Annotated in this window: 22 protein-coding genes and 1 riboswitch; of the genes, 12 read left to right on the forward strand and 10 right to left on the reverse strand. The window is 66.4% G+C overall.

Annotated features, from left to right (window positions below; translation table 11 throughout):
• Positions 1-94: 94 nt before the first annotated feature.
• A complete protein-coding gene (locus EZM81_RS11480) occupies positions 95-1,771 on the reverse strand; it encodes an amidohydrolase (protein WP_136645809.1) in 1,677 nt (558 codons plus the stop codon).
• 50 nt (positions 1,772-1,821) lie between these two features.
• Complete coding sequence (locus tag EZM81_RS11485; RefSeq protein WP_135450019.1) at positions 1,822-2,787, reverse strand: agmatinase; 966 nt, start codon at positions 2,785-2,787, stop codon at positions 1,822-1,824.
• 164 nt (positions 2,788-2,951) lie between these two features.
• Between EZM81_RS11485 and EZM81_RS11490 the strand changes: the two genes are divergently transcribed.
• Positions 2,952-3,341, forward strand: a complete 390-nt coding sequence (locus EZM81_RS11490; RefSeq protein WP_135450018.1) for a polymer-forming cytoskeletal protein — start codon at positions 2,952-2,954, stop codon at positions 3,339-3,341.
• Position 3,342: 1 nt separating this feature from the next.
• Complete coding sequence (locus EZM81_RS11495; protein ID WP_136645811.1) at positions 3,343-4,125, forward strand: enoyl-CoA hydratase; 783 nt, start codon at positions 3,343-3,345, stop codon at positions 4,123-4,125.
• Between the two features lie 12 nt (positions 4,126-4,137).
• Here the strand turns inward: EZM81_RS11495 and EZM81_RS11500 are convergent, their stop codons facing one another.
• From EZM81_RS11500 to metZ, 3 genes are all read right to left on the reverse strand, one after another.
• A complete protein-coding gene (locus tag EZM81_RS11500; protein WP_136645812.1) occupies positions 4,138-5,586 on the reverse strand; it encodes a TrkH family potassium uptake protein in 1,449 nt (482 codons plus the stop codon).
• Between the two features lie 34 nt (positions 5,587-5,620).
• Positions 5,621-6,706, reverse strand: coding sequence for a GTP cyclohydrolase FolE2 (gene folE2 / locus EZM81_RS11505; RefSeq protein ID WP_136645813.1), 1,086 nt, complete (start codon positions 6,704-6,706; stop codon positions 5,621-5,623).
• A 153-nt stretch (positions 6,707-6,859) separates the two neighbouring features.
• On the reverse strand, positions 6,860-8,041 hold the full coding sequence (metZ, locus tag EZM81_RS11510; RefSeq protein ID WP_136645815.1) for an O-succinylhomoserine sulfhydrylase: 1,182 nt from the start codon (positions 8,039-8,041) through the stop codon (positions 6,860-6,862).
• Between the two features lie 62 nt (positions 8,042-8,103).
• Positions 8,104-8,181, reverse strand: a riboswitch (SAM riboswitch).
• Between the two features lie 128 nt (positions 8,182-8,309).
• Between metZ and EZM81_RS11515 the strand changes: the two genes are divergently transcribed.
• From EZM81_RS11515 to EZM81_RS18325, 3 genes are read left to right on the forward strand one after another with little or no spacing between them, the layout of a single operon-like run.
• Positions 8,310-9,218, forward strand: a complete 909-nt coding sequence (locus EZM81_RS11515) for an alpha/beta hydrolase (protein WP_136645816.1) — start codon at positions 8,310-8,312, stop codon at positions 9,216-9,218.
• A gap of 58 nt (positions 9,219-9,276) precedes the next feature.
• A complete protein-coding gene (locus EZM81_RS11520) occupies positions 9,277-10,230 on the forward strand; it encodes a tetratricopeptide repeat protein (protein WP_169052359.1) in 954 nt (317 codons plus the stop codon).
• Between the two features lie 18 nt (positions 10,231-10,248).
• Positions 10,249-10,398 carry a hypothetical protein gene (locus EZM81_RS18325; RefSeq protein WP_169052360.1) on the forward strand — a complete coding sequence of 50 codons (150 nt, stop codon included), beginning with the start codon at positions 10,249-10,251 and terminating at the stop codon, positions 10,396-10,398.
• A gap of 16 nt (positions 10,399-10,414) precedes the next feature.
• Here EZM81_RS18325 and EZM81_RS11525 read toward each other — a convergent pair whose 3' ends face one another.
• The 3 genes from EZM81_RS11525 to ftsY form a co-directional block, all read right to left on the reverse strand.
• Positions 10,415-11,050, reverse strand: coding sequence for a hypothetical protein (locus EZM81_RS11525; protein WP_136645818.1), 636 nt, complete (start codon positions 11,048-11,050; stop codon positions 10,415-10,417).
• A gap of 99 nt (positions 11,051-11,149) precedes the next feature.
• Positions 11,150-11,758, reverse strand: a complete 609-nt coding sequence (locus EZM81_RS11530) for an inner membrane-spanning protein YciB (protein ID WP_135450010.1) — start codon at positions 11,756-11,758, stop codon at positions 11,150-11,152.
• Between the two features lie 251 nt (positions 11,759-12,009).
• A complete protein-coding gene (ftsY, locus tag EZM81_RS11535; RefSeq protein ID WP_136645819.1) occupies positions 12,010-13,074 on the reverse strand; it encodes a signal recognition particle-docking protein FtsY in 1,065 nt (354 codons plus the stop codon).
• Positions 13,075-13,279: 205 nt separating this feature from the next.
• Between ftsY and EZM81_RS11540 the strand changes: the two genes are divergently transcribed.
• The 4 genes from EZM81_RS11540 to EZM81_RS11555 are packed head-to-tail and all read left to right on the forward strand — an operon-like array spanning position 13,280 to position 15,590.
• Positions 13,280-14,347 (forward strand): alkane 1-monooxygenase, encoded by a 1,068-nt coding sequence (locus tag EZM81_RS11540; protein ID WP_136645821.1) that lies wholly within the window; start codon positions 13,280-13,282, stop codon positions 14,345-14,347.
• A gap of 56 nt (positions 14,348-14,403) precedes the next feature.
• On the forward strand, positions 14,404-14,802 hold the full coding sequence (locus EZM81_RS11545) for a hypothetical protein (protein ID WP_135450007.1): 399 nt from the start codon (positions 14,404-14,406) through the stop codon (positions 14,800-14,802).
• A gap of 4 nt (positions 14,803-14,806) precedes the next feature.
• A complete protein-coding gene (locus tag EZM81_RS11550; RefSeq protein ID WP_135450006.1) occupies positions 14,807-15,199 on the forward strand; it encodes a hypothetical protein in 393 nt (130 codons plus the stop codon).
• Position 15,200: 1 nt separating this feature from the next.
• A complete protein-coding gene (locus tag EZM81_RS11555) occupies positions 15,201-15,590 on the forward strand; it encodes a hypothetical protein (RefSeq protein WP_136645822.1) in 390 nt (129 codons plus the stop codon).
• Between the two features lie 347 nt (positions 15,591-15,937).
• Here EZM81_RS11555 and xseA read toward each other — a convergent pair whose 3' ends face one another.
• Complete coding sequence (gene xseA, locus EZM81_RS11560) at positions 15,938-17,500, reverse strand: exodeoxyribonuclease VII large subunit (protein WP_136645824.1); 1,563 nt, start codon at positions 17,498-17,500, stop codon at positions 15,938-15,940.
• Between the two features lie 64 nt (positions 17,501-17,564).
• Between xseA and purD the strand changes: the two genes are divergently transcribed.
• The 3 genes from purD to ptsP all read left to right on the forward strand — a co-directional run bounded on the left by purD (position 17,565) and on the right by ptsP (position 22,950).
• Positions 17,565-18,833: a phosphoribosylamine--glycine ligase gene (gene purD, locus EZM81_RS11565; RefSeq protein WP_136645913.1), complete on the forward strand. Its 1,269-nt coding sequence runs from the start codon at positions 17,565-17,567 to the stop codon at positions 18,831-18,833.
• A gap of 307 nt (positions 18,834-19,140) precedes the next feature.
• The gene (locus EZM81_RS11570; protein ID WP_135450003.1) at positions 19,141-20,397 is read left to right on the forward strand and encodes an aspartate kinase; all 1,257 of its coding nucleotides are present in this window, start codon (positions 19,141-19,143) and stop codon (positions 20,395-20,397) included.
• Between the two features lie 306 nt (positions 20,398-20,703).
• Positions 20,704-22,950: a phosphoenolpyruvate--protein phosphotransferase gene (ptsP, locus tag EZM81_RS11575; RefSeq protein WP_135450002.1), complete on the forward strand. Its 2,247-nt coding sequence runs from the start codon at positions 20,704-20,706 to the stop codon at positions 22,948-22,950.
• A 6-nt stretch (positions 22,951-22,956) separates the two neighbouring features.
• Here the strand turns inward: ptsP and EZM81_RS11580 are convergent, their stop codons facing one another.
• Positions 22,957-24,147: a PqqD family peptide modification chaperone gene (locus tag EZM81_RS11580; RefSeq protein WP_136645825.1), complete on the reverse strand. Its 1,191-nt coding sequence runs from the start codon at positions 24,145-24,147 to the stop codon at positions 22,957-22,959.

A 24,147-nucleotide genomic window follows, 5' to 3' on the forward strand; every position in this document is an offset into this window, starting at 1 on the left:
ATTTACGGAGACCACACACCAGCCGCAAGAGGGAAAATGACGGGAAGATGACGATTTTTTTCAAACCACCATCTTCCCCTTATAAATCAATATCTTACCCTGCACCTCCCGCCATGCCGGACGGGTCGTGCGTCACCCGGCCCCCGGCCACGGTCAGGGCGATTCCGGTCCGGCCCACCTGTTCGGCCGGAATCGACTCGATATCGCCGTCGATCAGCACCAGATCGGCCGCCAGACCCTTGCGCAGCTTTCCCGTCAGACCTTCCATATGCGCCGCCCAGGCCCCGCCGGCGGTATAGGCCTTGAGCACCTCCATCAGCCCCACCCGTTCGTCCTGGCAGCCTTCGTAGGGCTTGCGTGTCAGCGCCGCCTGGATCCCGCGCATCACGCTGACATCCGTCACCGGCCAGTCCGAAGCAAAGGCCAGATGCGCGCCGTGCTCGGCCAGTGTCCGCGTCAGGTAGGCATCCTTCCAGCGGTGGCGATGGAAGACATGGTCCATCGTGGACATCGGGAAGTCCATCGCGCCGGGCGGATGCGGCGGCTGGACCGATGCGGTGATTCCCAGCGCCCCCAGCCTGGGCACGTCGGCACGGTCGATCAGCTCGATGTGCTCGATCCGGTGCCGGCTGTCGCGCGGACCGTTGCGCAGCCGTGCGGCCTCGTATCCGTCGATCGTCTGCCGCACCGCGCCATCGCCGATGGCATGGACCGCGATCTGCAGACCCCGCCGGTCGATCTCGGTGCAGATGTCCTTGAACCGTTCCGCCTCGAACAGCGGCGCCCCGCGTTCCGTCGTACCGGGATAGTCATGCAGCATGAAGGCGGTGCGGCTGTCCACCACCCCGTCCATGAACATCTTGACGAAGCCGCTTGTCACCCATTCGCCCTGGAACTCTGCCGCCATGGCGCTCGCGCGGTCCAGCTCGGTCAGATCCATGTGTGGCTTGAAGTGGAAGGGCACCTTCACCCGCGCCGTCAGACGCCCTTCTTGCTCCATCTCTTTCAGAAGGACGCAGGTGTAGCGGTTGCCATCCATGTTCACCATGCTGGTGATCCCATGCATGGCGCAGTGGGCAAGCCCTGCGGCCACCTTCTGCTTGTCCTTCGCCCGCTGGGCGGCGTCAGGCCAGGGATCGGGCTCGCCGCCCGTCGCAATGCCCAGTTGCAGATGCAGATCGCCCGTCAGCGCCAGAACCGGTGAAAAGGCCTCGAACTCCAGCAGTTCGCCGGTCGCGGTTCCGTCCGACCCCATGACGACCACGTGGCCGGGCGGCATCGCCGCCCCGTGCAGGATGCCGGCCGCCTTGAGAGCCGCCGTATTGGCCCATACCGTGTGGTGATCCGGCGCCATCATTGCGATGGGACGGTCGGCGATCACCTGGTCCAGATCCTGCCGCGTCACCGGATGATCCAGGATCTCGTAGGCCGCCCCCTGTGCCATCAACAGCGGCAGTTCCGGGTTCTTCGCCGCATAGTCCCGGAACAGACGCGCCAGATCGTCGAACCCATGCACGCCGCCCAGTTGCAGCTGGGACAGTTCGTTCCCCCCAAGGACCAGATGCAGGTGGCTTTCCACGAAGCCCGGCAACAGCGTCCGTCCGCCCGCGTCCAACAGGCGCGTCCCCGGTCCCGCCAGGGCCTCTACCTCTTCGCGACTTCCCACTGCAAGGATCCGCCCGCCCGACAGGGCCACCGCCTCGGCCCGCGGGTTGTCCTCGTCCATCGTCAGGACCTTTGCGTTGGTGATTATCATTTCGGGGCCAGACATGGCTTCCTCGCTTGCTGCTTGCTTTCTTCCGGATGGGGCGCGCGCCGCGACTATTGCCCCGCGATCTGCTCGGCCATGACGCAGAGCATCTCGAACATCAGGCTGATCCCCAGCCAGGCCGTCCCGCCAGAGGGGTCGAAGGGTGGCGAGACCTCGACCAGATCCGCCCCCACGACGTCAAGCCCCCGCAGCCCCCGTGCCACCTGCAGGGCCTGCCAGCTGTTCGGACCGCCCACCTCCGGCGTCCCGGTGCCAGGCGCGAAGGTGGGATCCACGAAGTCGATGTCGTAGGTCACATAGACCGGCCCTGGCCCGACTATCTCGCGTGCCTCGGCCATCACGTCTTCGGCCCCCCGCGCGTGGAACTCGGCGATCGGGATGATGCGGATCCCGTTGGCCTGGGCGAAGTCCCAGTCCTCGCGCCCGTAGGCCGTGCCGCGGATGCCGATCAGGCAATAGCGCCGGGGGTCGATCAGCCCCTCCTCCACCGCGCGACGGAAGGGCGTGCCGTGGTTGTAGCGCGAGGTGCCGAAATAGACGTCGTTCAGATCGGTATGGCTGTCGAACTGTATCATCCCGACGGGGCGCTGCCTGGCGAGGGCTCGCAGGATCGGCAGGCTGCACAGATGATCACCGCCACCGGTCAGCGGCCGGATGCCTGCAGCCACCACTTTCGCATAGAAGGCCTCCATACGCGCCATCGAATCCATCAGGTCGCCGGGGTTCGGCGCAACGTCGCCAAGGTCGGCGCAGCGCGCCAGCCTGAACGGCGCCACCCAGGTTGCCCCGTTCACCGCCCGGATCATTGTGGACAGGTCGCGCAACTGCCGCGGCCCATGGCGCGGACCGGGCCGGTTCGTCGTTCCACCGTCCCAGGGCGCCCCGATCAGGCCGATCTGCACCTCGGCAAAGCGCGGATGGTCGAAGGGCACATGCGGCAGGCGCATGAAGGTAGGCACCCCCGCAAAGCGCGGCAGATCGAAACCCGAAACCGGCGCGAAAAAGTCATCCGTCATTGTGCCCCCCTGATTCCCGTCGCATCTGAGCACCCGCATGACCCCTTGTCAGCCCCCGTTGCGACATCACAATCGGGGGAAAGCCGCCAGCGGGTCACTCGGCCCCTTGACCCCTTGGCTCCGATCCCGCCTTATCGGTGCAACCCCTTTCAAGGATGCCCCCGATGTTTTCCAAGACTTCCGATCCGACCTCCGCCCCCGTGGCGCCTTCGGTGTCGCGCCCCTCGACCGCCGGGACGAATGTCAGCCGCTCGGTCCTTGGTGCCGACCTGAAGATCACCGGCGAGATCAGCACCACCGGGTCGGTCGAGGTTCTGGGCGAGATCGACGGCAACATCACCGCCCACGGACTGATCATCGGGCAAGAGGGTCGGGTGACCGGCTCGGTCAAGGCCGACACGGTCGAGGTGAAGGGCCGGTTCGATGGCAAGGTGACCTGCGACAGCTTCACCCTCCGCTCGACCGCCGAGGTCAAGGCGGATGTCACGACCGCGGGCATCGTGATCGAAAGCGGCGCCTCGATGGAAGGCCGGTTCCTCAAACCCAAGGGCTGAGATGTCCGGACTTCTGACCCGGACGGATGATGGCGGCATCGCCACCGTGACCCTGTCTTCGCCGCAGACGCTGAATGCCCTGTCTTCGGCAATGCTGGAGAAGCTTGCGGAAACCTTTGGCGCGATCGGGTCAGACGACAGCATCCGCGTCGTGATCCTGGCGGCCGAGGGCAAGGCGTTTTCAGCCGGTCATGACCTGAAGGAAATGCAGGGCTGCCGGACTGCGAACGACAAGGGGCGCTCGGCCCTGACGGCGCTGTTCGACCGCTGCGCCCTGCTGATGCAGCAGATTGCCGCCCTGCCCCAGCCCGTGATCGCGCAAGTGCAGGGCGTGGCCACCGCGGCGGGTTGCCAACTGGCCTGTTCCTGCGACCTGATCGTGGCCTCCGAAACGGCACGGTTCGGCGTGAACGGCATCAACCTCGGTCTGTTCTGTTCCACCCCCGCCGTTGCCCTATCCCGACGGCTTGCCCCTGCCATTGCCTTCGAGCTGCTGGCGACGGGCGAGTTCCTTGCCGCCCCCCGCGCGCATGACCTTGGGCTGGTCAACCGCCTGGCCACTCCCGACCGGCTGCAGGCCGAAACCCTGGCGCTTGCCGCAAGCATCGCCGTGAAGGATCCCGATGCCATCCGCATCGGAAAGGCCGGTTTCCGCGCACAGATCGGCCTGCCACTGGATCAGGCCTACCGCGTGGCCACCGATGTCATGGTCGAGAACGCGCTTCTGGCGGCGACCGCCCAGGGTATCCAGGCCTTCCTGGACCGCAGCGCGCACAGGGGATGAAGACCCGCGGTCCTAGCGTCGCCAGAAGCTGGGCAGCACCAGCACCAACACCGCCAGCAGGCCCAGCCGACCCAGGATCATGCACAGCGTCATGATCGCTATGGCCCCCGGCGGGAAGTCAATGAAGGTGCCCGTGCGCTCGACCATCGGCCCAAAGCCGTAGCCCACATTGCCCAGTGTCGTCCAGACAGCGAAGAGCGCCGACACGGTATCGACCCCCAGCAGCGTCATCGCCACACTCATCACGCCCAGGATCAGGATGTAGCTTGACACGAACAGGATCAGCGCGTTCAGGACGTCCTCTTCCACCGTCCGCCCGTCATAGCGGATCGGGTCCACGCTTGATGGACTGCCGATGCGCCGGATCTCGCGCCGCAGCACGGCCAGCGACAGTTGAACCCGGAAAACCGACAGGCCCGCCGCCGAAGATCCCGAACAGGCGCCGACCACGCCCAGAACGAAGCTGACGACCAGCATCGCGCCACCCCAGCTGGGGAAGCTGCCTGCCCCGTAGCCGGTCGAGGACATGATCGAGCTCAGATTGAACAGACTTTCGCGGAAGGCGGTCTCGATACCCGTGTTGCTTTGCCAGACCCGTAGCACAGCCAGCCCGATCACCGCGCTCATCAGCCAGCGGAAATAGGCCCGTGCCTGGGCATCGCGCCATAGGGGGCCGGTGGTTCCGTTCATCAGCTGGACATAACGGATGTAAGGCAGGCTGGCTGCGAACATCGATACCGATGCAGCATACTGTATTGCCGGGCTGTAGCCGCTGAACGAGGTATCCTTGGACGAAAATCCCCCGGTCGCCACAGTGGTCATGCCGTGGATCACCGCATCGACCGCCGGCATGCCAAGAACGGCGTAGGTTAGCATGATGATCACCGTCAGCCCGGAATAGACCAGCAGAAGCTGCCGGGCGATGTCGGTTGCGCGTGGCAGCGCCTTGCCGAAGGTGTCGAAGCCTTCGGTGCGGAAGAACTGCATACCCCCGATCCGCATCAGCGGCAGGAAGATCATGGCGATGAAGGCGATGCCCAGCCCTCCCAGCCAGTTCAGCATTCCCCGCCACAGGTTCATGCCCGTGGGCAGATCCGCCAGACCCGAAATCACCGAGGCACCGGTTGTCGTGATGCCCGACACCGCCTCGAAATAGGCATTCAGAAGGCTTAACCCCGGCGCACCGATCCAGAAGGGCAACGCGCCGAAGAATGGTACCAGGAACCATATCCCTGCGGTCAGCAGATAAGCCTGCCGCGTGTCCAGCGCACGGCCCAGCGCATTGCCGGTGGAAAGCGTCAGCGCCCCGCCCACGACCCCGGTGATCGTCGCAGATACAAGGAAAGCCGTGCCGTTCTCCAGCCCGGCTCGCCAGTCGATGATCGCCGGCGCAAGCATCAGGATCGCCAGAACGATCAGGATGCGGCCGATGACATAGGCGACGGGGCGGAAGTCAACCATGGTGGGCCATGGCTACGCGGCCCCGCCGGTTGCGTCAACCGGCGTGGATGAGGCTTGCGAACAGCCGCGGGTCAAGGCTGGTCGCGGCAAAGGTTTCGCCTTCGGTCAGCAGGCTGATCGCATCGTGGCTGTGCAGACTTTCCTGATGGCTGGCAATCACCCGGAAATCGCCGATCCGGGGATCAGCCCGCAGCGCCTCGCAGAACAGCCGCGCTGCGTCTTCCACGAAGACCGGATTCGCCGCGTTCAGTTCGGCAAAGGCCTGCTCGTCCTCGCGCTTGACCATCACCTGTGTTTCAGTGACCACGGCACTGCGGGCCAGGTCGATCAGATCCTCGATCGCCATCTCGGCCGTCAGTTCCACCGACAGCCGCGCAACCGACCGCTGCGAATGCGGAGTCGCAAGCTGACCGCGCGTCATGCGCGCATGTTCCGAAAGTTCCAGGCTGCACGGGCAGGTCGAGGAATAGACGTAGTCCAGATGCAGGATCCGCTTGCGCACACCGGCGGTCTCAACCAGTTCCAGAGCGATGTCGTAGTACTGCCAGCCCGAAAGGCCCGACCGCAGCGAGGACAACTGCATCGGGAACGACGCGCGCATCTGGATGCGCGCATCGAATGAGCCCAGATCCCGAATGTAATCGTCCAGCGCCGCCTCTATCACGCCGAAGGAGAACTCTCGTTCCGCATGGGCATAGAACGACCGCATGATGCGGCTCATGTTGATGCCCTTCTTTTCCGCCTCAAGGCTGACAGTGCCGGTCACGCTGGTTTCCAGCACCACGGCGCCACCATCGCGAGTGGCATAGCGGATCGGCAGTCGGAAATTCGATATGCCCACATGCTGAATGCGCGCCTTCGCGCCACGGATCAGGCTGGACGGCCCGTTCTGAAGGTCGGGCATGGCGCGCAGATAGGCCGCATCGGGGCGGAAATCGCCCGGATAATCACGCGACAGGGCCGGATAGCCTTGCCCTGGCAGCAGATACCCCACCGCCGCATCCAGACGCGAAATCTCCTCGTCCGAGACCTTCCCCGCCCATTGCCGCAGTACGGCCAACGCAGCCTCGGCCTCGTCACGGGTGGGCAGACGGTCGATCTCGGGGGTGTGGATGTTCATGGGAAGGGTCCTTTCGGTTCGGGCAAGGCAAGAGCCTGCCGTCAATTTCCGGAGAGTCTTACGGATGATGACCGCCGCCGGATCACCCTGGTCCGTGGCAGGCCTTCATCAGATAGGCATTTCAGCCGCCCGCACAAGCGGGGTTTGCGACCTTCACGCGGCGGAAAGCGCCCCGGTCAGGTCGGCGATCAGGTCACCCGCATCCTCCAGCCCCAGCGACAGCCGGATCAGGCCGGGGGTGATCCCCAGCGCGTCCTTCTGGTTCTGCGGCAGGCGCTGGTGGGTGGTGGTGGCCGGGTGTGTCGCGATGGTCCTGGCATCGCCCAGATTGTTCGAAATCTTCGCGATCTCCAGCGCATCCAGGAAGCGGAACGCCGCTTCCTTGCCGCCCTTGACCTCGAAGGTCACAAGCGTGCCCCCGGACCCCATCTGCGCCATGGCCAGCGTGTGCTGCGGATGGCCCGGCAAGCCCGGATAGATCACCCTGGTCACTTTCGGATGTGCTTCCAGCGCCCTTGCCACCTGCAACGCGGCATCCGCCATGGCGCGGCAGCGCAGGTCGAGCGTGGCCAAGCCGTTCAGATGCAACCAGGCGGTGAAGGGGCTCATCGACCCACCCGTATGCTTCATGTAGGGTTCCAGCGTCTTGCGAACGAATTCGCGGCTTCCGCAGACCACGCCGCCAAGCGCGCGGCCCTGACCGTCGATATGCTTGGTCGAGGAATAGACCACGACATCCGCGCCCTGCTCGACCGCCCGCGAAAAGATCGGGGTGGCAAAGACGTTGTCGCAGATCACGATCGCCCCCGCCGCGTGGGCGATCTCGCTCACCGCGCGGATGTCCACCAGTTCAAGCGTGGGGTTCGACATCGATTCGAAGAAAACCGCCTTCGTGCCGGGCGTAACCGCCGCGCGCCACTGGTTCAGGTCGGCGCCATCGACAAAGGTCACATGCACGCCGAACTTGCCCAGCACCTCTTCCAGCACATACAGGCACGACCCGAACAGCGCGCGCGACGAGACGACCTGATCGCCCGCCCGGACCACTGACATCAACGCGCCGCTGACGGCCGCCATGCCGCTGGCGGTGGCGAAGGCGTCCTCGGTTCCTTCCAGTGCGGCGATGCGCTCCTCGAACATCCGCGTCGTGGGGTTGCCGTAGCGGGCATAGATGAACTCGTCCTCGCCCGCCTTCAGGAACCGCGCCTCGGCGGCCTCGGCGGAGGGATAGACGAAGCCCTGCGTCAGGAAGATCGCCTCGGCCATCTCGCCGTACTGGCTGCGGCGGCTGCCTTCATGCACCAGCTGCGTGCGGGTCTTCCAGTCCTTCGTCATCGCCCGATCTTTCCTTGCTGGCCTTGCGACCATGAAAAAGCCCCGGACCCTGAAAGGTGCCGGGGCGCGAGCCCTTCACCTCTTTAGCGGCTTGTTTAACGTGGCCCGCAATCCGGTCACAAAGCACCACGACCCGCCTCATACGCCCCGACCCGACCGTGGTCAAGGCGCCACACCCCGGCCCTGTCATGCGCCGGTCATCGCCGCGTCACCCCGCCGTCGCTGCCGCACGCCAGAAGGCGTGCAACCCAGCAGCACGAGGCAGGCCATGACCGACGATTCCCGTCCGATCCGCGCCGACATGGGCCCCGACGTCCTGAAGCTTGACCGTGAACGGCTGGGGCGCAAGCTCGACCTGCTACCCCCGACCGCGCCCGTGGTGGTGATGATCCACGGCTGGCGCTATGCCCCGGATTTTGCGCGCGACTGTCCGCATGGCTCGATCCTGTCGCTCGACCCGCGCCCGGACGACCGGCGCGCGGTCAGCTGGCCACGGCACCTAGGGCTGAATGGAACGGCCGGCCTTGGCATCGCGCTGGGCTGGAACGCGAAATGCGATCCCTGGCGCGCGCACTGGCGCGCCGGCCGGACCGGCGCTGCACTGGCCGAGATCGCAGGACTGGTCCATGCCCGGACCGGGCGCGGGGTCCAGGTCATCGCCCATTCCTTGGGCGCGCGGGTGGCACTTGCCGCCCTGTCGCAGAGCGCGACAGATCATATCACCCGGATGATCCTGCTGGCACCGGCCGAAACGCGCGGTCGGGCGCTGGCTGCAATGGGCACGCCTGCGGGCCGATCGGTGGAGGTGATCAATGTCACCACCCGCGAGAACGACTTGTTCGACGCCTGCTTCGAATGGGGAATCCACCTTGGCCTGCGCACTTCGATCGGTCAGGGCCTCGGGCGCCGGCTGCCAAACTGGCACGATCTTTGGATTGATCAGGCACAGACGCTGCAGGCGCTGGCCGCACTCGGCCACCCGCTGACCGCCCCGCCCCGGCGTATTTGTCACTGGTCCCCCTATCTGCGCCCCGGCACCATCGCGCTTTACCGCGCGCTGATCGAGGGGCGGCTTGCCGTGCGCGACCTGCCACTGAATCGCCCCGGTCGGCGCTGGTCGCGGCTGCTTCTGGGAGGGCGCGGCTGGCAACCCGGACCCGATGCCTGCCACACTTGATTTTCGCCGGAACCCGCGCGACGGTCATGACCTGACACCCGGTTTTCCGCAGCCCCTGATGCGGCACCCACTCGTCCTCATCCTTGCCGTCCTGCTGCCCGCAATCCCGGCCTGGTCGCAAACCTGCGCCGACCGCAGCGGCAACTACACCGCCCGTATCTCGCTCTGCGATCAGGCGTTAGATGCGTCGGACAATCCCGGCGACGCGGCCTTTGCCCTGGCGATGAAGGGCGAGGCGCAGCGGTTGCTGGGTGACTGCGAAGCTGCGGCGGTAACCCTGCAACAGGCGCTGGAGGTGACTCTGGACAATTCCTGGGTCTGGGTCGAACTGGGCAATGTCCGCCATGATCAGGGCGATCTGGCCGGGGCCCTCGCGCATTATTCCGCGGCGCTGGCAGTCGAAGACCATGCAGACGCCTGGGCCAACCGGGCAGAGGCCTGGTGGCAATTCCGAATGGATCAGCGGTGTTCCGACGATGCTGACAACGCACTGCGTCTTGATCCCGAACATGCCTTTGCGAACGAGATCAAGGGCCGCTGCGTGACCGTACTCGGCCGCGCGCAAGAGGCGATCAGCTATTTCGACATGGCCATCGCACTGGCGCCCGGCTACCAGAACGCCTACTGGAACAAGCTGGCCGCGCTGGCCGTGCTGGGCCGCCATCAGGAGGTGATCACCACCGCCGACAAGGCAATGAGCCCGGATGTCGTGCCAATCCCCAATCCGGTGATCGAGGTAGACATCCTGTCCCGCCGGCTGATGGCTGTGGCACAGATGGAGTCCCCCGAAACCGTCACCGCCGGGGCGCTGGCCCTGCTCGCCCGCTATCCGGACAACCTTACGGCATTGCACATCCTGGGCCGTGCCCTTCTGGATGCGGGCAAGGCGGCCGAGGCCGATGCTGCAACGCAGATCTTGCGCAGCACCCCCGACGACAAGCAGATGGCGGCGATCTTTCACGACACCCTGGCGCGGATCGACGTGGCGCTGGGCCGGCTTGACGACGTCTAAGCCAACTATTCCGAGGCCATGCGCCTTGAACCCGGCCTGTCCCGCACCTGCGCCCGCAGCCTGTCGGGCCTTGGCTTGCTTCCGCTGTCGAACACGCCGGCAGCGGTGCTGACGGCGCTCAGACGCTGCCTTGATGTGAAGAAGAATACATGTCTCGCGAAGGCCTGAAGCCGAACGCCACCCCTCAGACCGGTTGGCCGTCATCGTCCAGATTGATCACCGTCAGCACCATGGCGCGCAGGACCATCTGGCCGATTACCGGCAGGACCGCCCAGAACAGCAACCAGTGCGAGGCATCCATCACCTGGATCAGCGTTTCGTTCAGCAGCAGGAAGGCGAAGTTGTATACCACCATCATCCGGGTAAGGTTCGGCAGGTGGCCGCGCATTTCCGCGTCAGGCCAGAAGCTGGCGGCGGTGTCGTTGCGGTTCTTCAGGACATCCATCAGGAAGATGGCACCAATGACAACATAGAACACGCTCTGCATCCTCTGGCACCAGATCGGCGCATCGACTGCGGCCAGCACCAGAAGCGGCAGCCCCGCAAAGCTGAGCGCCAGCAAGGCCGTGCGAGCGGGCGAATAGCGCGTCCGCATCCGCAGGACCATGCCCTCGAACCCCAGCGCAATACGAACCGCCAGCGCCAGCAGGAAGGCCGTAACGAAGGCCTGACCTTCGTGGTCGGCGCCAAGAAGCACTGACAGGGCCGGGTAGCCCAGCAAGAGCACTGCGCCGGGAATGTACATGCTGCGCGAGATCGGCGGCAGATCCTGGAACAGGCTCAGGAACAGGCGGATCACGTCGAACGGCTGGCGGTGCATGGCGGCGAACTCCCACAGCTTCGCCGTTCTCGTTATCCGCGCATCAAGGCAGGTCTGCGGCAGGAAGCTGACCTTCAGGCGGCATTCCTGTGCACTCTGTCAGGGCTTGTCTTCGGGCGGCTCTTCCATGTAGCGCGCCAGCATCGCGAACTGCGCCATCAGGAACAGGAACAGCGCGGCGGGCATGGCGAACGTTTCAAGCTTCACCCAAAGCTCGGTCGATTGCGTGCGCCAGATCCCTTCGTTCGCAATGGCCAAGGCCGCAAACATCAGCGCCAGCCGCCGGGTCAGGATCATCCAGCCCTCTGGTTTCATTGGCAAAGCTTCGGACATTACCCATTGCAGCAGGCTGACCCCACGCAGCAGGCCCGCGCCAAGGATCAGCGCGAAGGTGCCATAGACGATCGTCGTCTTCATCTTGAAGAAACTCTCATCGTTGAACCAGGCGGTCAGCCCACCAAAGAACACGACCATCACGGCAACAAAGATCTGCATGCGCGACAAGGCGCCCGTCAGCCACCACAGGGCCGCAATCGAGGCCAGAAGCAGCGGCACCAGAATGACCGCCGCCACAATGAAGCCCGAATATTCGGTTCCGGCGATCAGGAACGAGTCATCCTTGATCCACATGTAGATCACGAAAAAGGCCAGCGTCGGCCCCAGTTCCAGCACTTGCTTCAGCACCGGATTGATCTTCCGCTCAGCCATCCTGGGCCCTTCCCGTTCCTTGTTCCGCCTATCTGGCCCGGATCGGTCAGCGGTTCAAGGGCGGCGGCGCATGGCAGGATGCCACGGGCGGCCGAGACAGGTGGCAAGCCCGGCCCCCGCATCCCGCTGTCGAGGCACAATCGCGTCACCGCCAGACAGGCACCAGGGGGACGTCCCTTGGGCGGAAGGGACCAGGCCGGCCACGCAAGGCCCGATCCGCTCTGCCGCAAAAGGGGCCGTCGAAGGGCCCCTCAACCTTCAGATCCCACCAGCGCACGGGCAAAATCATCGGGGTCAAACGGGGCGAGGTCGTCGATCTGTTCGCCGACGCCGATGGCATGGATCGGCAGGCCGAAGCGGTCGGCCAGCGCCACCAGCACGCCGCCCTTGGCGGTGCCGTCCAGCTTGGTCATCACGAGGCCCGAGACATCGGCGATCCTGCGGAAGATCTCCACCTGGGTCAGCGCGTTCTGGCCCGTGGTCGCGTCCAGCACCAACAGCGTGTTGTGCGGCGCGGTCGGATCGACCTTTCGGATCACGCGGACGATCTTGGCCAGTTCCTCCATCAGGTCGGCCCGGTTCTGCAAGCGGCCTGCCGTGTCGATCAGCAGCAGGTCCGCGCCCTCGGCCCTGGCCTTCGTCAGCGCATCAAAGGCGAGGCTTGCGGGGTCCGAGCCTTCGGGGGCGGTCAGCACGGGGACGCCCGCCCGTTCGCCCCAGATCTTCAGCTGATCCACCGCAGCCGCGCGGAAGGTATCGCCGGCTGCGATCACCACCTGCTTGCCGGCGGCCTTGAACTGGCTGGCCAGCTTGCCGATCGTCGTGGTCTTGCCCGACCCGTTCACCCCTACCACCAGCACGACCTGCGGCTTCTGCGGATAAAGGGGCATCGGCCGCGCCACCGGCTGCATGATCCGCGCCACCTCGGCCGCCAGCGCCGCGCGCAGCTCGGCTGCCGAGACCCGTTTGCCGAAGCGCCCCTCGGCGATGTTCGCCGTCACGCGCACCGCCGTCTCAACCCCCATGTCGGCCTGGATCAGCAGTTCTTCCAGGCTTTCCAGCATGGCATCGTCCAGGACACGGCGGCTTTCCTCGCCCCGGCTCAGGATGCGCCCCAGCAGGCCTGGTTTCGCGGATTCGGCCGGAGCGGGCGACGCGACAGATCCGGTGTCGGGCGCCGTCGAGGGTGCAGCCGGGGCAGGGGCCGCACCAGCCTCGTCCCCTGGCCCGCCTTCGGCGACAAGCGCCTCCAGCCCCTCGCCAATCTTGTCCGAGGATCGGAACAGACGGTCCTTCAGTTTCTTGAAAAAGGACATGACCCACCGCCTTTCCTGCCGTTTTCTTCCACCTAATCGCTTTGGCCGCGCGTGGAAAGTCCCGCCAACTGACCGAGCTCGACGATCGCTGCCCTGTCTTTCCCACAGAAGCGAGGCTGGCGTGGTGGGGCGACAAACGGACTGCGTTCTGCCTGCGGCATTCTCGCGACTGGCAGGACCGCGCGGGGATGTTACTTTCCAGCCCATGACTGGCCGCCCCCTGCCCTTGGCCTCCTTTGCGTTGGCCGCCCTTCTGCCCCTGCCGCTTCTTGCGCTGGGGGCGCTGCTGGGCGGGATATGGCTTTGGGCCGCGTTTCTGTACATGGCCATACTCACCGTCATGCTGGACCAGCTGATCCCGCTGACCGCTGGCAGTGCCGAGGGGGAAGAATTCCCTGCTGCCGACCTGCTCCTCGTCAGCGTGGCGATCGGTGCGCTGACTGCCCTGCCGGTCGCGACCTGGGCCATTGCGGGCGAAGGCGGCCTTGCGGCGGGCGAACGGGTGCTTGTGTTCTTCGCCACAGGTCTCTGGCTGGGTCAGGTCGCGCATCCCGCCGCGCACGAATTGATCCACCGCCCCCGGCGCGAACTTTTCCGGCTGGGGGCTGCGGTCTATTCCGCCCTGCTGTTCGGTCATCATGCCAGCGCCCACCGGCTGGTACATCACCGTCATGTCGCCAGCGCCCTGGATCCCAACACAGCTCGCGCAGGCGAAAGCTTCTATCGCTTCGCCCTGCGCGCCTGGCATGGCAGCTTCGTCCAGGGCTACCAGGCCGAAGCCGAGTTGCGCGCCCGCAGCCCGTGGAAAGGCCTGCACCCCTATGCCGGCTACCTGGCCGGAAGCGCCCTGGCCCTTGCCACCGCCCTGCTGGTGGCCGGCCCGGCCGGGGTTCTGGTCTGGGTACTGCTGTCACTCCATGCCCAGATGCAGATCCTGCTGTCCGACTACGTCCAGCACTATGGCCTGACCCGAAGCCAGCGCGCAGATGGCAGGCTGGAACCCGTCGGCCCCCGTCACAGCTGGAACACCGCACATTGGTTCACCTCGGCGCTGATGCTGAACGCCCCGCGCCACTCCGACCATCACACCAATCCCGGGCGCCCCTTCCCCGCCCTGCGCCTGCCACCGCCCGAAGAAGCCCCCCGCCTGCCCTGGCCCCTTCCCGTCGCCTGCACGCTGGCGCTGATGCCCCGTCTTTGGCGTCGCGCGATTCGTCCACATCTCGTGCACTGGCACCGGCCCCCCACACCGGCGCAGGACACGCGGGCTTGACTGGAAATCAGCGCCACTCTCTGGCACCTTCCGCCCCGAAGTTCCCGGAGCGATTGATGCGACCTGTTCTTGCCGGCCTTTCCCTTTTCGTCGCAGCCCTGCCGGCTCTGGCTGAAACCCCCATGACGGGTGCCGAGTTCGAGGCAAATACCACGAACGAGACCATCACCTACGACTACGGCAACGGCCTGTTCGGCACCGAGGAATATCTGCCCGGACGCCGCGTCCGCTGGGCTTTCGAGGGCGAGCTTTGCATCTACGGCATCTGGTATGAAAAGGACGACCAGATCTGCTTCGCTTACGAAGACGACCCCACTCCTGCCTGCTGGCTGTATTTCCTGGAAGACGGTCGCATTCGTGGCCGTTACATGGGCGAAGGTGGCGGCTGGGAGATTCTGGAATCCTCGCGTGACGGCGGCCCGCTGCCCTGTGCCGGTCCCGATGTGGGGGTCTGAGCCGATGCGGCTGGCCATCCTCATGCTGGGCCTGATGCCCGGCCTCGCCCATGCGAACCCGCCGCTGACCGCCGAGGCCTTCGAGGCACATGTGACTGGCCAGACAATCACCTACCGCCAGCAGGACCAGGTGTTCGGCATCGAGGAATACCTGCCGGGCCGCAAGGTCCGCTGGTCGGTGGCACCCGGCATCTGCCAGCATGGCACCTGGTATCCCGAAGGTCAGGCGATCTGCTTCGTTTACGAAAGTGATCCGACCCCGCACTGCTGGACCTTCTGGATGGAAGCTGGCGCGCTGGCAGCCCTGTCCACCGAGGCAGAGCCAGGGGCCGAGCTTCACGAGACCGAGCGCAGCGCGACGCCGCTCTCCTGCCCCGGCCCGGACGTGGGGGCCTGAGATGCTGCGCCCGGCCCTGATTCTTGCCCTTTCCGGCGCCACCGTCGAGGCCCAGACACGGATGACGCCGGATGAGTTCGAGTCCTGGTCCAACGGTCGCACACTCGACTATCGCATCGACGGACAGCTCTGGGGCAGTGAACAGCATTTCCCGGATCGGCGGACGCTTGATGCCGATGCCGGCGGGGCATGCGTCGCAGGCCAGTGGTATCCCCAGGGCGGCGATATCTGCTTTCACTACGAAACCGGTCCCGGGCCGCACTGCTGGAGCTTCTGGCGCGATGGCGACCGTGTCCTCGCAAGGATCGCCGGAAACCCGGACTCGCCTGTGGCAGAGGTGACCATCTCTGACCAGCCGCTTGCCTGTCCCGGCCCCGACCTGGGGTCATGAGCGTAAGCCCATCGTGCCTTTCCCCGGGACAACCCTGGTTGCCTGCGGCTACCGTGACAGTGCCGCGGTGACGGACACGACGCGCCTGCGGTGGTGACCCGGTCAAGGTGCCGCAGCGTCCACGGACTTGCGCCGCGTGACGCGGTGCGCCTTTCAACTCGTATCTTGCGGTTCCCGCCAAACGGATTGAGCGACAGGTCTTCACTCGGCCGCATCCCGGGATTCGCCCCGGGCTTGCGCAGCAGACCCTCAAGATGAGCCTGCGGTGATCCCGGCGACCCCGGCCACCGTTTCATACGCGTAAGGCCGCATAGGGGGACTCGATGCCCCACGGGCGGCACGCCGTTTCAGAAAAGGCTTCCCTGTCCGCCTTCGCCCCCATCCCTGCCCTGTCGCGCTGGACCTGCCCCCAGCGCCAGCCGACCATCGTGGAACTCGATCTCCAGGGCCGCCGCTGCCGCCGCCCTTGCCTTCGTCGTTACCACTGCCCCGTCGCCGCGCACCACCGCATAGCCCCGCTTCAGGGTCGCGTGATAGCCCAGCGTCGTGCGGGTCCGGTCCAGGGCCTCCAGTCGGTCGCGAAGCCGGGCCAGCCGCGCCGTCGGGGCCGCCTCCAGCCGGTCAGCCAGCACCGAAAGCCGCGCCCGCCCCTCGGCCGCCCGTCGCGCTGCCTCGCCCAGAAGCCGGACGAGGGCCGGGGTCAGCCGGGCAGCCAGGCCAGTCAGCCGCTCGCCCCGCCGGTCCAGCCGCTGGGCAACGGCACGGTGCAGCCTGTCGGCCCTGGCCGCCAGCTGGTCGCGCTGCCGCGCCAGCCCAGCCCGCAGTGCCCCCGGCTGCAACCGCCCCGCCACGCGATCGAAAGCGCGGTGCTTCACCGCCGCGGCCAGCCCCAGCCCCGCCGAAAGCCGCATCGCCGCTGTGTCCAGCCTTTGCCGGGGCGTCGCCAGCAATGCCTCTGGCCGGGGCAGCGCGCGTGACAGATCACGCAGCCGCTGGCCGCGCAACGTCACCCCCTGCACCGCCCCGCGCACCAGCCGCGCACCCAGGGCCTCCAGCGCCGCCACCAGCTCCAGCCGCACTGGCACCGCCAGCTCCGCCGCCGCGGTGGGCGTGGGCGCGCGCAGGTCGGCGGCGTAGTCGATCAGCGTGGTGTCCGTCTCGTGCCCCACGGCGCTGATCAGCGGAATGTGCGAGGCCGCCGCCGCGCGCACCACCACCTCCTCGTTGAAGCCCCAGAGGTCCTCCAGCGACCCTCCGCCCCGCGCCACGATCAGCACATCGGGGCGCGGGATCGGCCCCCCGGGCTCGATCGCGTTGAACCCCCGGATCGCGGCGGCCACCTCGGCCGCGCAGGACTGGCCCTGCACCGCCACCGGCCAGACCAGCACATGCCGCGGAAAGCGGTCGCGCAGACGGTGCAGGATGTCCCGGATCACCGCCCCGCTGGGAGAGGTCACGACCCCGATCACCCGCGGCAGATAGGGGATCGGCTTCTTCCTTCCCTGGTCGAACAGCCCCTCGGCCGCCAGTGCGGCCTTGCGCTTTTCCAGCATCGCCATCAGCGCGCCCGCGCCGGCCGGGACCACATCCTCGACGATCAGTTGATATTTCGACTGGCCCGGAAAGGTGGTCATCCGGCCCGTGGCCACGACCTCCATCCCCTCTTCCGGGCGCACCTGCATCCGCGCCACCTGGCCTTTCCAGCTGACCGCCGCGATCACGGCACGGTCGTCCTTCAGGTCGAAATACAAATGCCCCGAGGCCGGCCGGCTGACCCGCCCCACCTCGCCCCTGACCCGGACGAAGCCGAATTCGCCCTCGATCACCCGCTTCACCGCACCCGAAAGCTCGGAAACGGTGTATTCCGGCTGGTTGCCCTGCGGTGTCGGGCCGTTGTCGAAAAGGTCCATGCTTGCCCTCCGTCGCCCCCGACCCTATGACGCGGCGACGGAACTTCCAAGCGGGGGCGCGGCGATGAACATCCTGATCCTGGGCTCGGGCGGGCGGGAACATGCGCTGGCCTGGGCGGTGAAGCAGAACCCCAAATGCGACCGGCTGATCGTGGCCCCGGGCAATGCCGGGATCGCGATGCTCGCCGAATGTGCCGACCTGAACATCCTCGACGGTGCGACGGTGGTCGGCTTCTGCGAGGAGAACGCCATCGACTTCGTGATCATCGGCCCCGAGGCCCCGCTGGCCGCCGGTGTGGCGGATGCCACACGTGCTGCCGGCATCCTGACCTTCGGCCCATCGGCGGCGGCAGCCCGGCTTGAAGCATCGAAGTCCTTTACCAAGGAAATCTGCGCGGCCTGCGGCGCCCCCACCGCAGCCTGGGCACGCTTTACCTCTGCCGAGCCCGCGAAGGACCATGTCCGCGCACAAGGCACCCCCATCGTGGTCAAGGCCGATGGCCTTGCTGCCGGCAAGGGTGTCATCGTGGCGATGACCGAGGCCGAGGCGCTGGCGGCCATCGACGACATGTTCGGCGGCGAATTCGGCGCCGCAGGTGCCGAGGTGGTGATCGAGGAATTCATGCATGGCGAAGAGGCCAGCTTCTTCGTCCTTTCCGATGGCACGCACGCCCTTCCCGTCGGCACCGCCCAGGACCACAAGCGCGTGGGCGATGGCGATACGGGACCGAACACCGGCGGCATGGGCGCCTATTCCCCCGCCCCGGTCCTGACCGATGCCATCCAGAAGCAGGCGATGGAGGAAATCGTCCTGCCCACCATCCGCGAGATGGCCCGGCGCGGCACGCCCTACGAGGGGGTGCTCTATGCCGGGCTTATGATCGACCAGGGCCGCGCCCGCCTGGTGGAATACAACTGCCGCTTCGGCGACCCGGAGTGTCAGGTTCTGATGATGCGCCTCGGCGCGCAGGCGCTGGACCTCATGCTGGCCTGCGCCGAGCACCGTCTGGACGAGGTGCGGGTGAACTGGGCCGACGACCATGCGCTGACTGTCGTCATGGCTGCACGGGGTTATCCGGGAGCCTACGCAAAAGGCAGCCAGATCCGCGGCCTCGAGGAACTGCCCGAGGACAGCAGGCACATGGTGTTTCACGCCGGGACGGCCGCGCGCGACGGGCAGATCATTGCGGCCGGGGGCCGTGTGCTGAATGTGACTGCGCGCGGCGGAACCTTGCGCGAGGCGCGCGACGCGGCCTATGCCATGGTCGATGCAATCGACTGGCCCGGCGGCTTCTGCCGCCGAGACATCGGCTGGCGCGCGCTTGCAGAATAGCGCGGCTTGCACCGCAGGCCTTTCCTCTCGTCGTCGCGCCTTGCGCCCTCCTCCTCGGCTGATGGGGGCATCCTGCCCCCATCAGCCGAGGGTATTTCCGAAGGAGCGAATGCACTTGCTCCTTGCACAAATACTCTGGGGTTTTTGGGGTGACCCCCCCATTGCCGGAACCGGTTGGGTTGCCGGCTCAGAGACGAGACCCGAGGCGCGCCTGCCAAGGCGCTCGATTTGCCATGCGCCGCCACTTGCACCCGGAACGGGCCTTGCATAAGAGACCCGCGGATTGATCCGGCCCTTGGGAGGGACCATGCCGCTTCTGGTGATGAAATTCGGGGGAACCTCGGTCGCCGACCTGGCGCGGATCGAGAATGCCGCCCGGAAGGTAAAGGCCGAGGTCGAGCGCGGCTATGACGTGATCGTGATCGTCAGTGCCATGTCCGGCAAGACCAACGAACTGGTGGGCTGGGTCGAGCAGACCTCGAAGCTGTACGACGCGCGCGAATATGACGCCGTGGTCTCCTCGGGCGAGAACGTGACCGCCGGCCTCATGGCATTGCGCCTGCAGGAGATGGGCATTCCCGCGCGGTCGTGGCAGGGTTGGCAGGTGCCGATCAACACCACCTCGGCCCATGGCGCGGCGCGCTTCGTCTCGATCCCGCGCGACAACATCGACGCCAAGTTCCGCGAAGGCTTCAAGGTCGCGGTCGTCGCGGGCTTCCAGGGCCTGTCGCCCGAGGGGCGGATCACCACGCTCGGCCGCGGCGGCAGCGACACCACCGCCGTCGCCTTCGCCGCCGCCTTCGGCGCCGAACGTTGCGACATCTACACCGATGTCGACGGCGTCTACACCACCGACCCCCGCATCAGCCCCAAGGCCCGCAAGCTGGACAAGATCGCCTTCGAGGAGATGCTGGAGCTTGCCTCGCTGGGTGCGAAGGTGCTTCAGACACGCTCGGTCGAACTGGCGATGCGCTACAAGGTGCGGCTGCGGGTGCTGTCCTCGTTCGAGGACGCCACCGAAACCTCTGGAACCCTGGTCTGCGACGAGGATGAAATCATGGAATCGAAGGTAGTTTCCGGCGTCGCCTATTCCCGCGACGAGGCGAAGATGACGCTTCTGAAGGTCGAGGACCGGCCGGGCGTGGCCGCGGCGATCTTCGGGGCGCTCGCAGATGCGGGCGTGAACGTGGACATGATCGTCCAGAACATCAGCGAGCTGGAAAACCCGACCGACAAACGCGCCTTCACCGACATGACCTTCAGCCTGCCCACCAACCAGGTGGAGCGGGCAAAGAAGGCGATCGAGGATGCCGCCGCTGCGGGCAAGTTCGTCTTCACCGAACTGGTGACGGATAGCGATGTTGCCAAGGTCTCGGTCGTCGGCATCGGCATGCGCAGCCAGGTGGGCGTGGCCGCCAAGATGTTCGCGGCACTTGCGGCAGAGAACGTGAACATCAAGGTCATCACTACATCCGAGATCAAGATTTCCGTCCTGATCGACAGGAAATACATGGAATTGGCCGTGCAGGCCCTGCACGACGCCTTCGAGCTGGAAAAGGCCTAGGGTCCGCTTCGGCCATCACCGGGCCTGTGCCAGAGCAAGGTGCGGCCGGCGTTCAGGGTGGCGGTCGCCGTCCGGGCGCGACCATTCGCAGCGGATGCGCCCGCCGTACCGTCCGGCATTCTGTGATGATCGTGCATGTAGGGCATACTGTCCGCGTGGCGCGGATGGTGGCGGCTGCCCAAACCGCAGGCATGGTCACCCTTGCCGATGCCGCCCCACCCTGCTGCGGCCAGAGCCGTGAGCAAAGTCGTTCCCTTCCGCGTGGCGTCCCCCTATAGAAGGGGAAAACAACCGCAGGGATGCCTGATGCCGGATCGGAGTGAAAGCGACAGCCGCAAGCTTCTGCGCCGCCTGCGCGACACGCTGGCCGTGCCGGGAAAGGGCCAGGACCGGCTGGACCAGATCACCCATCTGATCGCCGACAGCATGGGAACCGAGGTCTGCTCGATCTATCTTTTCCGTGATTCCGAGACGCTGGAACTGTGCGCCACGCAGGGCCTGAACAAGTCTGCCGTCCACAAGACCCGGATGAAGCTGGGCGAGGGTCTGGTCGGCCGTGTCGCGCGCACCGGCATGCCGGTCAATACCGCCGACGCACCCAGTGAAAAGGGCTTCCGCTACATGCCCGAGACGGGGGAGGAACTGTATTCCTCGTTCCTCGGGGTGCCCATCCAGCGGGTGGGCGAGAAGCTGGGCGTGCTGGTTGTCCAGTCGAGGACCGCACGGCAGTTCTCGGAAGACGAGATATATGCGCTGGATGTCGTCGCGATGGTGCTGGCCGAGATGACCGAGCTTGGCGCCTTCACCAGCGAGGAGAACGGCATCCGCGCGCTGCACAAGCAGCCAGTGATGTTCCGCGGCGGCTCGGGCCAGGAAGGCGCCGCGGAAGGCCGGGTCTGGCTGCACGAGCCGCGCGTCGTCATCACCAACCCCGTGGCAGACGACCCGTTGACCGAGATCGAGCGCATCCGCGCCGCGGTGGGCGAGCTGCGCGTCTCGATCGACGACCTGCTGGCGGCCGAACATCTGGACAAGGAGCAGAAGCAGGTCCTGGAAGCTTATCGGATGTTCGCCCATTCCCGCGGCTGGCTGCGGCGGATGGAGGAAGACATCATGCGCGGCCTTTCGGCCGAGGCTGCGGTGGAAAAGGAACAGTCTGCCGCCCGCGCGCGGATGGAACAGGTGCCCGACGCCTATCTGCGCGAGCGGCTTTCGGATCTTGACGATCTGTCGAACCGTCTGTTGCGCATCCTGACCGGTCAGGGCAAGGACACCGGCGCCGAGATGCCAGACAATCCGGTCCTGGTCGCGCGCAACATCGGCCCGGCCGAACTTCTGGACTACGGGCGCAAGCTGAAGGGTGTGGTGCTGGAGGAAGGGTCGGTCGGATCGCATGCCGCCATCGTCGCGCGGGCGCTTGCGATCCCGCTGGTGATCAATGCCGAACGGATCACGACCGAGGCCCTGAACGGCGACCCGATCCTTGTGGACGGTGACCAGGGCGTCGTCCATCTGCGGCCCGAGGAAACCGTCGCCCGCGCCTTCCGCGACAAGATCGCCATGCAGGCCGAGGCACAGAAGCGCTATGCGTCCCTGCGCAATCTGCCCGCGACGGCACTTTGCGGAACGACCATCTCGCTGCACATGAACGCCGGCCTGATGGCCGACCTGCCCAGCCTTGAAGGCTCGGGAGCAGACGGGGTGGGCCTGTTCCGCACCGAGTTGCAATTCCTGATACGGTCGCGGATGCCGCAGCGGGCGGAACTGGCCGCGCTCTACGCCCGTGTCATGGATGCGGCCAAGGGCAAGCGCGTGGCCTTCCGCACGCTCGACATCGGGTCGGACAAGGTATTGCCCTACATGAAGCCGCAGGACGAGCCCAACCCCGCCATGGGCTGGCGCGCCGTGCGCGTGGGGCTAGACAAGCCGGGCGTGTTGCGGATGCAGCTTCAGGCCCTGATCCGGGCTGCGAAGGGGCGGCCACTGACGATCATGTTTCCGCTGATTTCGGAACACAGCGAATTCCAGCAGGCCCGTGCCCATGTCCTGCGCGAGGTGCACCGGGAACGCTCGCTGGGCCATCCGGTCCCGGACCGGCTCGAAATCGGCGCGATGCTGGAAACCCCCTCGCTCGCCTTCGCGCCTCGCGCCTTCTTCGAGCTGGCCGATTTCGTCTCGGTCGGGGGCAACGACCTGAAGCAGTTCTTCTTCGCCGCCGACCGCGAAAACGAACTGGTGCGCCGCCGTTACGACACGCTGAACCTGTCCTTCCTGACCTTCCTCGAAGGCATAGTCGCCCGTTGCGCCGAAACCGGCACGCCCCTGTCCTTCTGTGGCGAGGATGCCGGCCGTCCGGTCGAGGCGCTGGCACTCGCCGCCATCGGCTTTCGCACGCTGTCGATGCGGCCGGCGTCGGTCGGCCCGGTCAAGGCCCTGATCCGTCGCGTCAACCTGGCCGAGGTGCGCGCCGTGATCGAAAGGGCCAGGACAGAAGGCGCCGAAAGCGCACGCCCCCTGCTGATGGAATGGCTGGCCAACCAGGGGCCGGGCTGAGCCGGGTCATTCGATCAGGCCGGCTGCGCAAAGGTTTCCCAGCAGACCCGCAAGATCGGACCGCAGCCGTATGCGGTCAACATCCGGGAAAGCCTCGGCAAGGATGTGCTCGATCTCGGCGGGCATGGTGGGGGCCTCCAGAATTTCCCAGATCGCGGCGGCCAGCGGGTCCATCCGGTGAATCGCGCGCCCCTCGGCATCGGCAAGGTAAAGCGCGCCGCCAATGATCCGCGCAACCGTGCCCGGACGCTGGCGCAAGACTGCCCCGGTATCTGGCGAGGCCGGCGCTGGCCCGGCCTCGGCCGGTCGGAAGCGCAGGACGGCGCCATCGGCCCGGTGCGAAGGCGCCAGAACCGCCAGCCCCCCGTGCAGACAGACCGCGGCATCGTCAGCCGCCGAATAGGTCAGGCGCCGGACGGGCACCCCTTCCAGCGCGGCAGCCATCACGGCCAGCACATCCCCGGAATGGCGGTCGCGCGTGAAGTTCTGGTGCAGAAGCGCATCCATCGCCTCATCCGGCGCCGCCTCCTCCAGCCGCGCAGGCACCGGGGCATCGCGGCGATCCAGGATCACGAAGGCACCGATGGGCAGGCTTTCACCGCGCCGTGGCGGGTTGGGTAGGGACAGGTAGCGATACTGGCGGTTCCGAGGCCCGGCAATCCGTTCGGACCAGTCTCGGAACCCCTGCGGCAAGGTATCCGGCAAGGGCAGGCGCAAGCGCGAGGCTATCCCCATCGACTGCGCCACTGCACGCTGACCAGGCGGAAAGACAACGGGCAGCACATCATCACTGAACACCCGATGCCCGGCCCGCGCCAGCGCCGCCGCCAGCATGCTTTTCCCGGCACGTCGGACATTCGGAAAGACCACCAGTGTCCCGCCCATCTCGACCCCCGCCGCATGCAGGCAAAGCAGGCGGTCGTCCTGGGCCGGCAAGGCCAGCGCCAGTCCCGTGACCGCATCACAGACTGCATTGACCGCGTCCAGCAGCCGTGCTGGCCGCCCCTCGACATGGTTCTCGCAGCGATAGAGGCTACCCTGTCCGGCAATGGAAAAGAACGGACATGCCACGGGATCAGCAGTGCGGGCCGCAAGGGGCCAGCCCGAAGCGACCTCGGCCAGCACGGGCAGCAGGGCCTCGGCTGCGGTCAGGCGCAGAGGGGCGGCAAGGCCCCGGAAATGCACATCCAGCATCAT

This window comes from Tabrizicola sp. YIM 78059, assembly GCF_004959785.1.
Taxonomy (GTDB): domain Bacteria; phylum Pseudomonadota; class Alphaproteobacteria; order Rhodobacterales; family Rhodobacteraceae; genus Tabrizicola; species Tabrizicola caldifontis.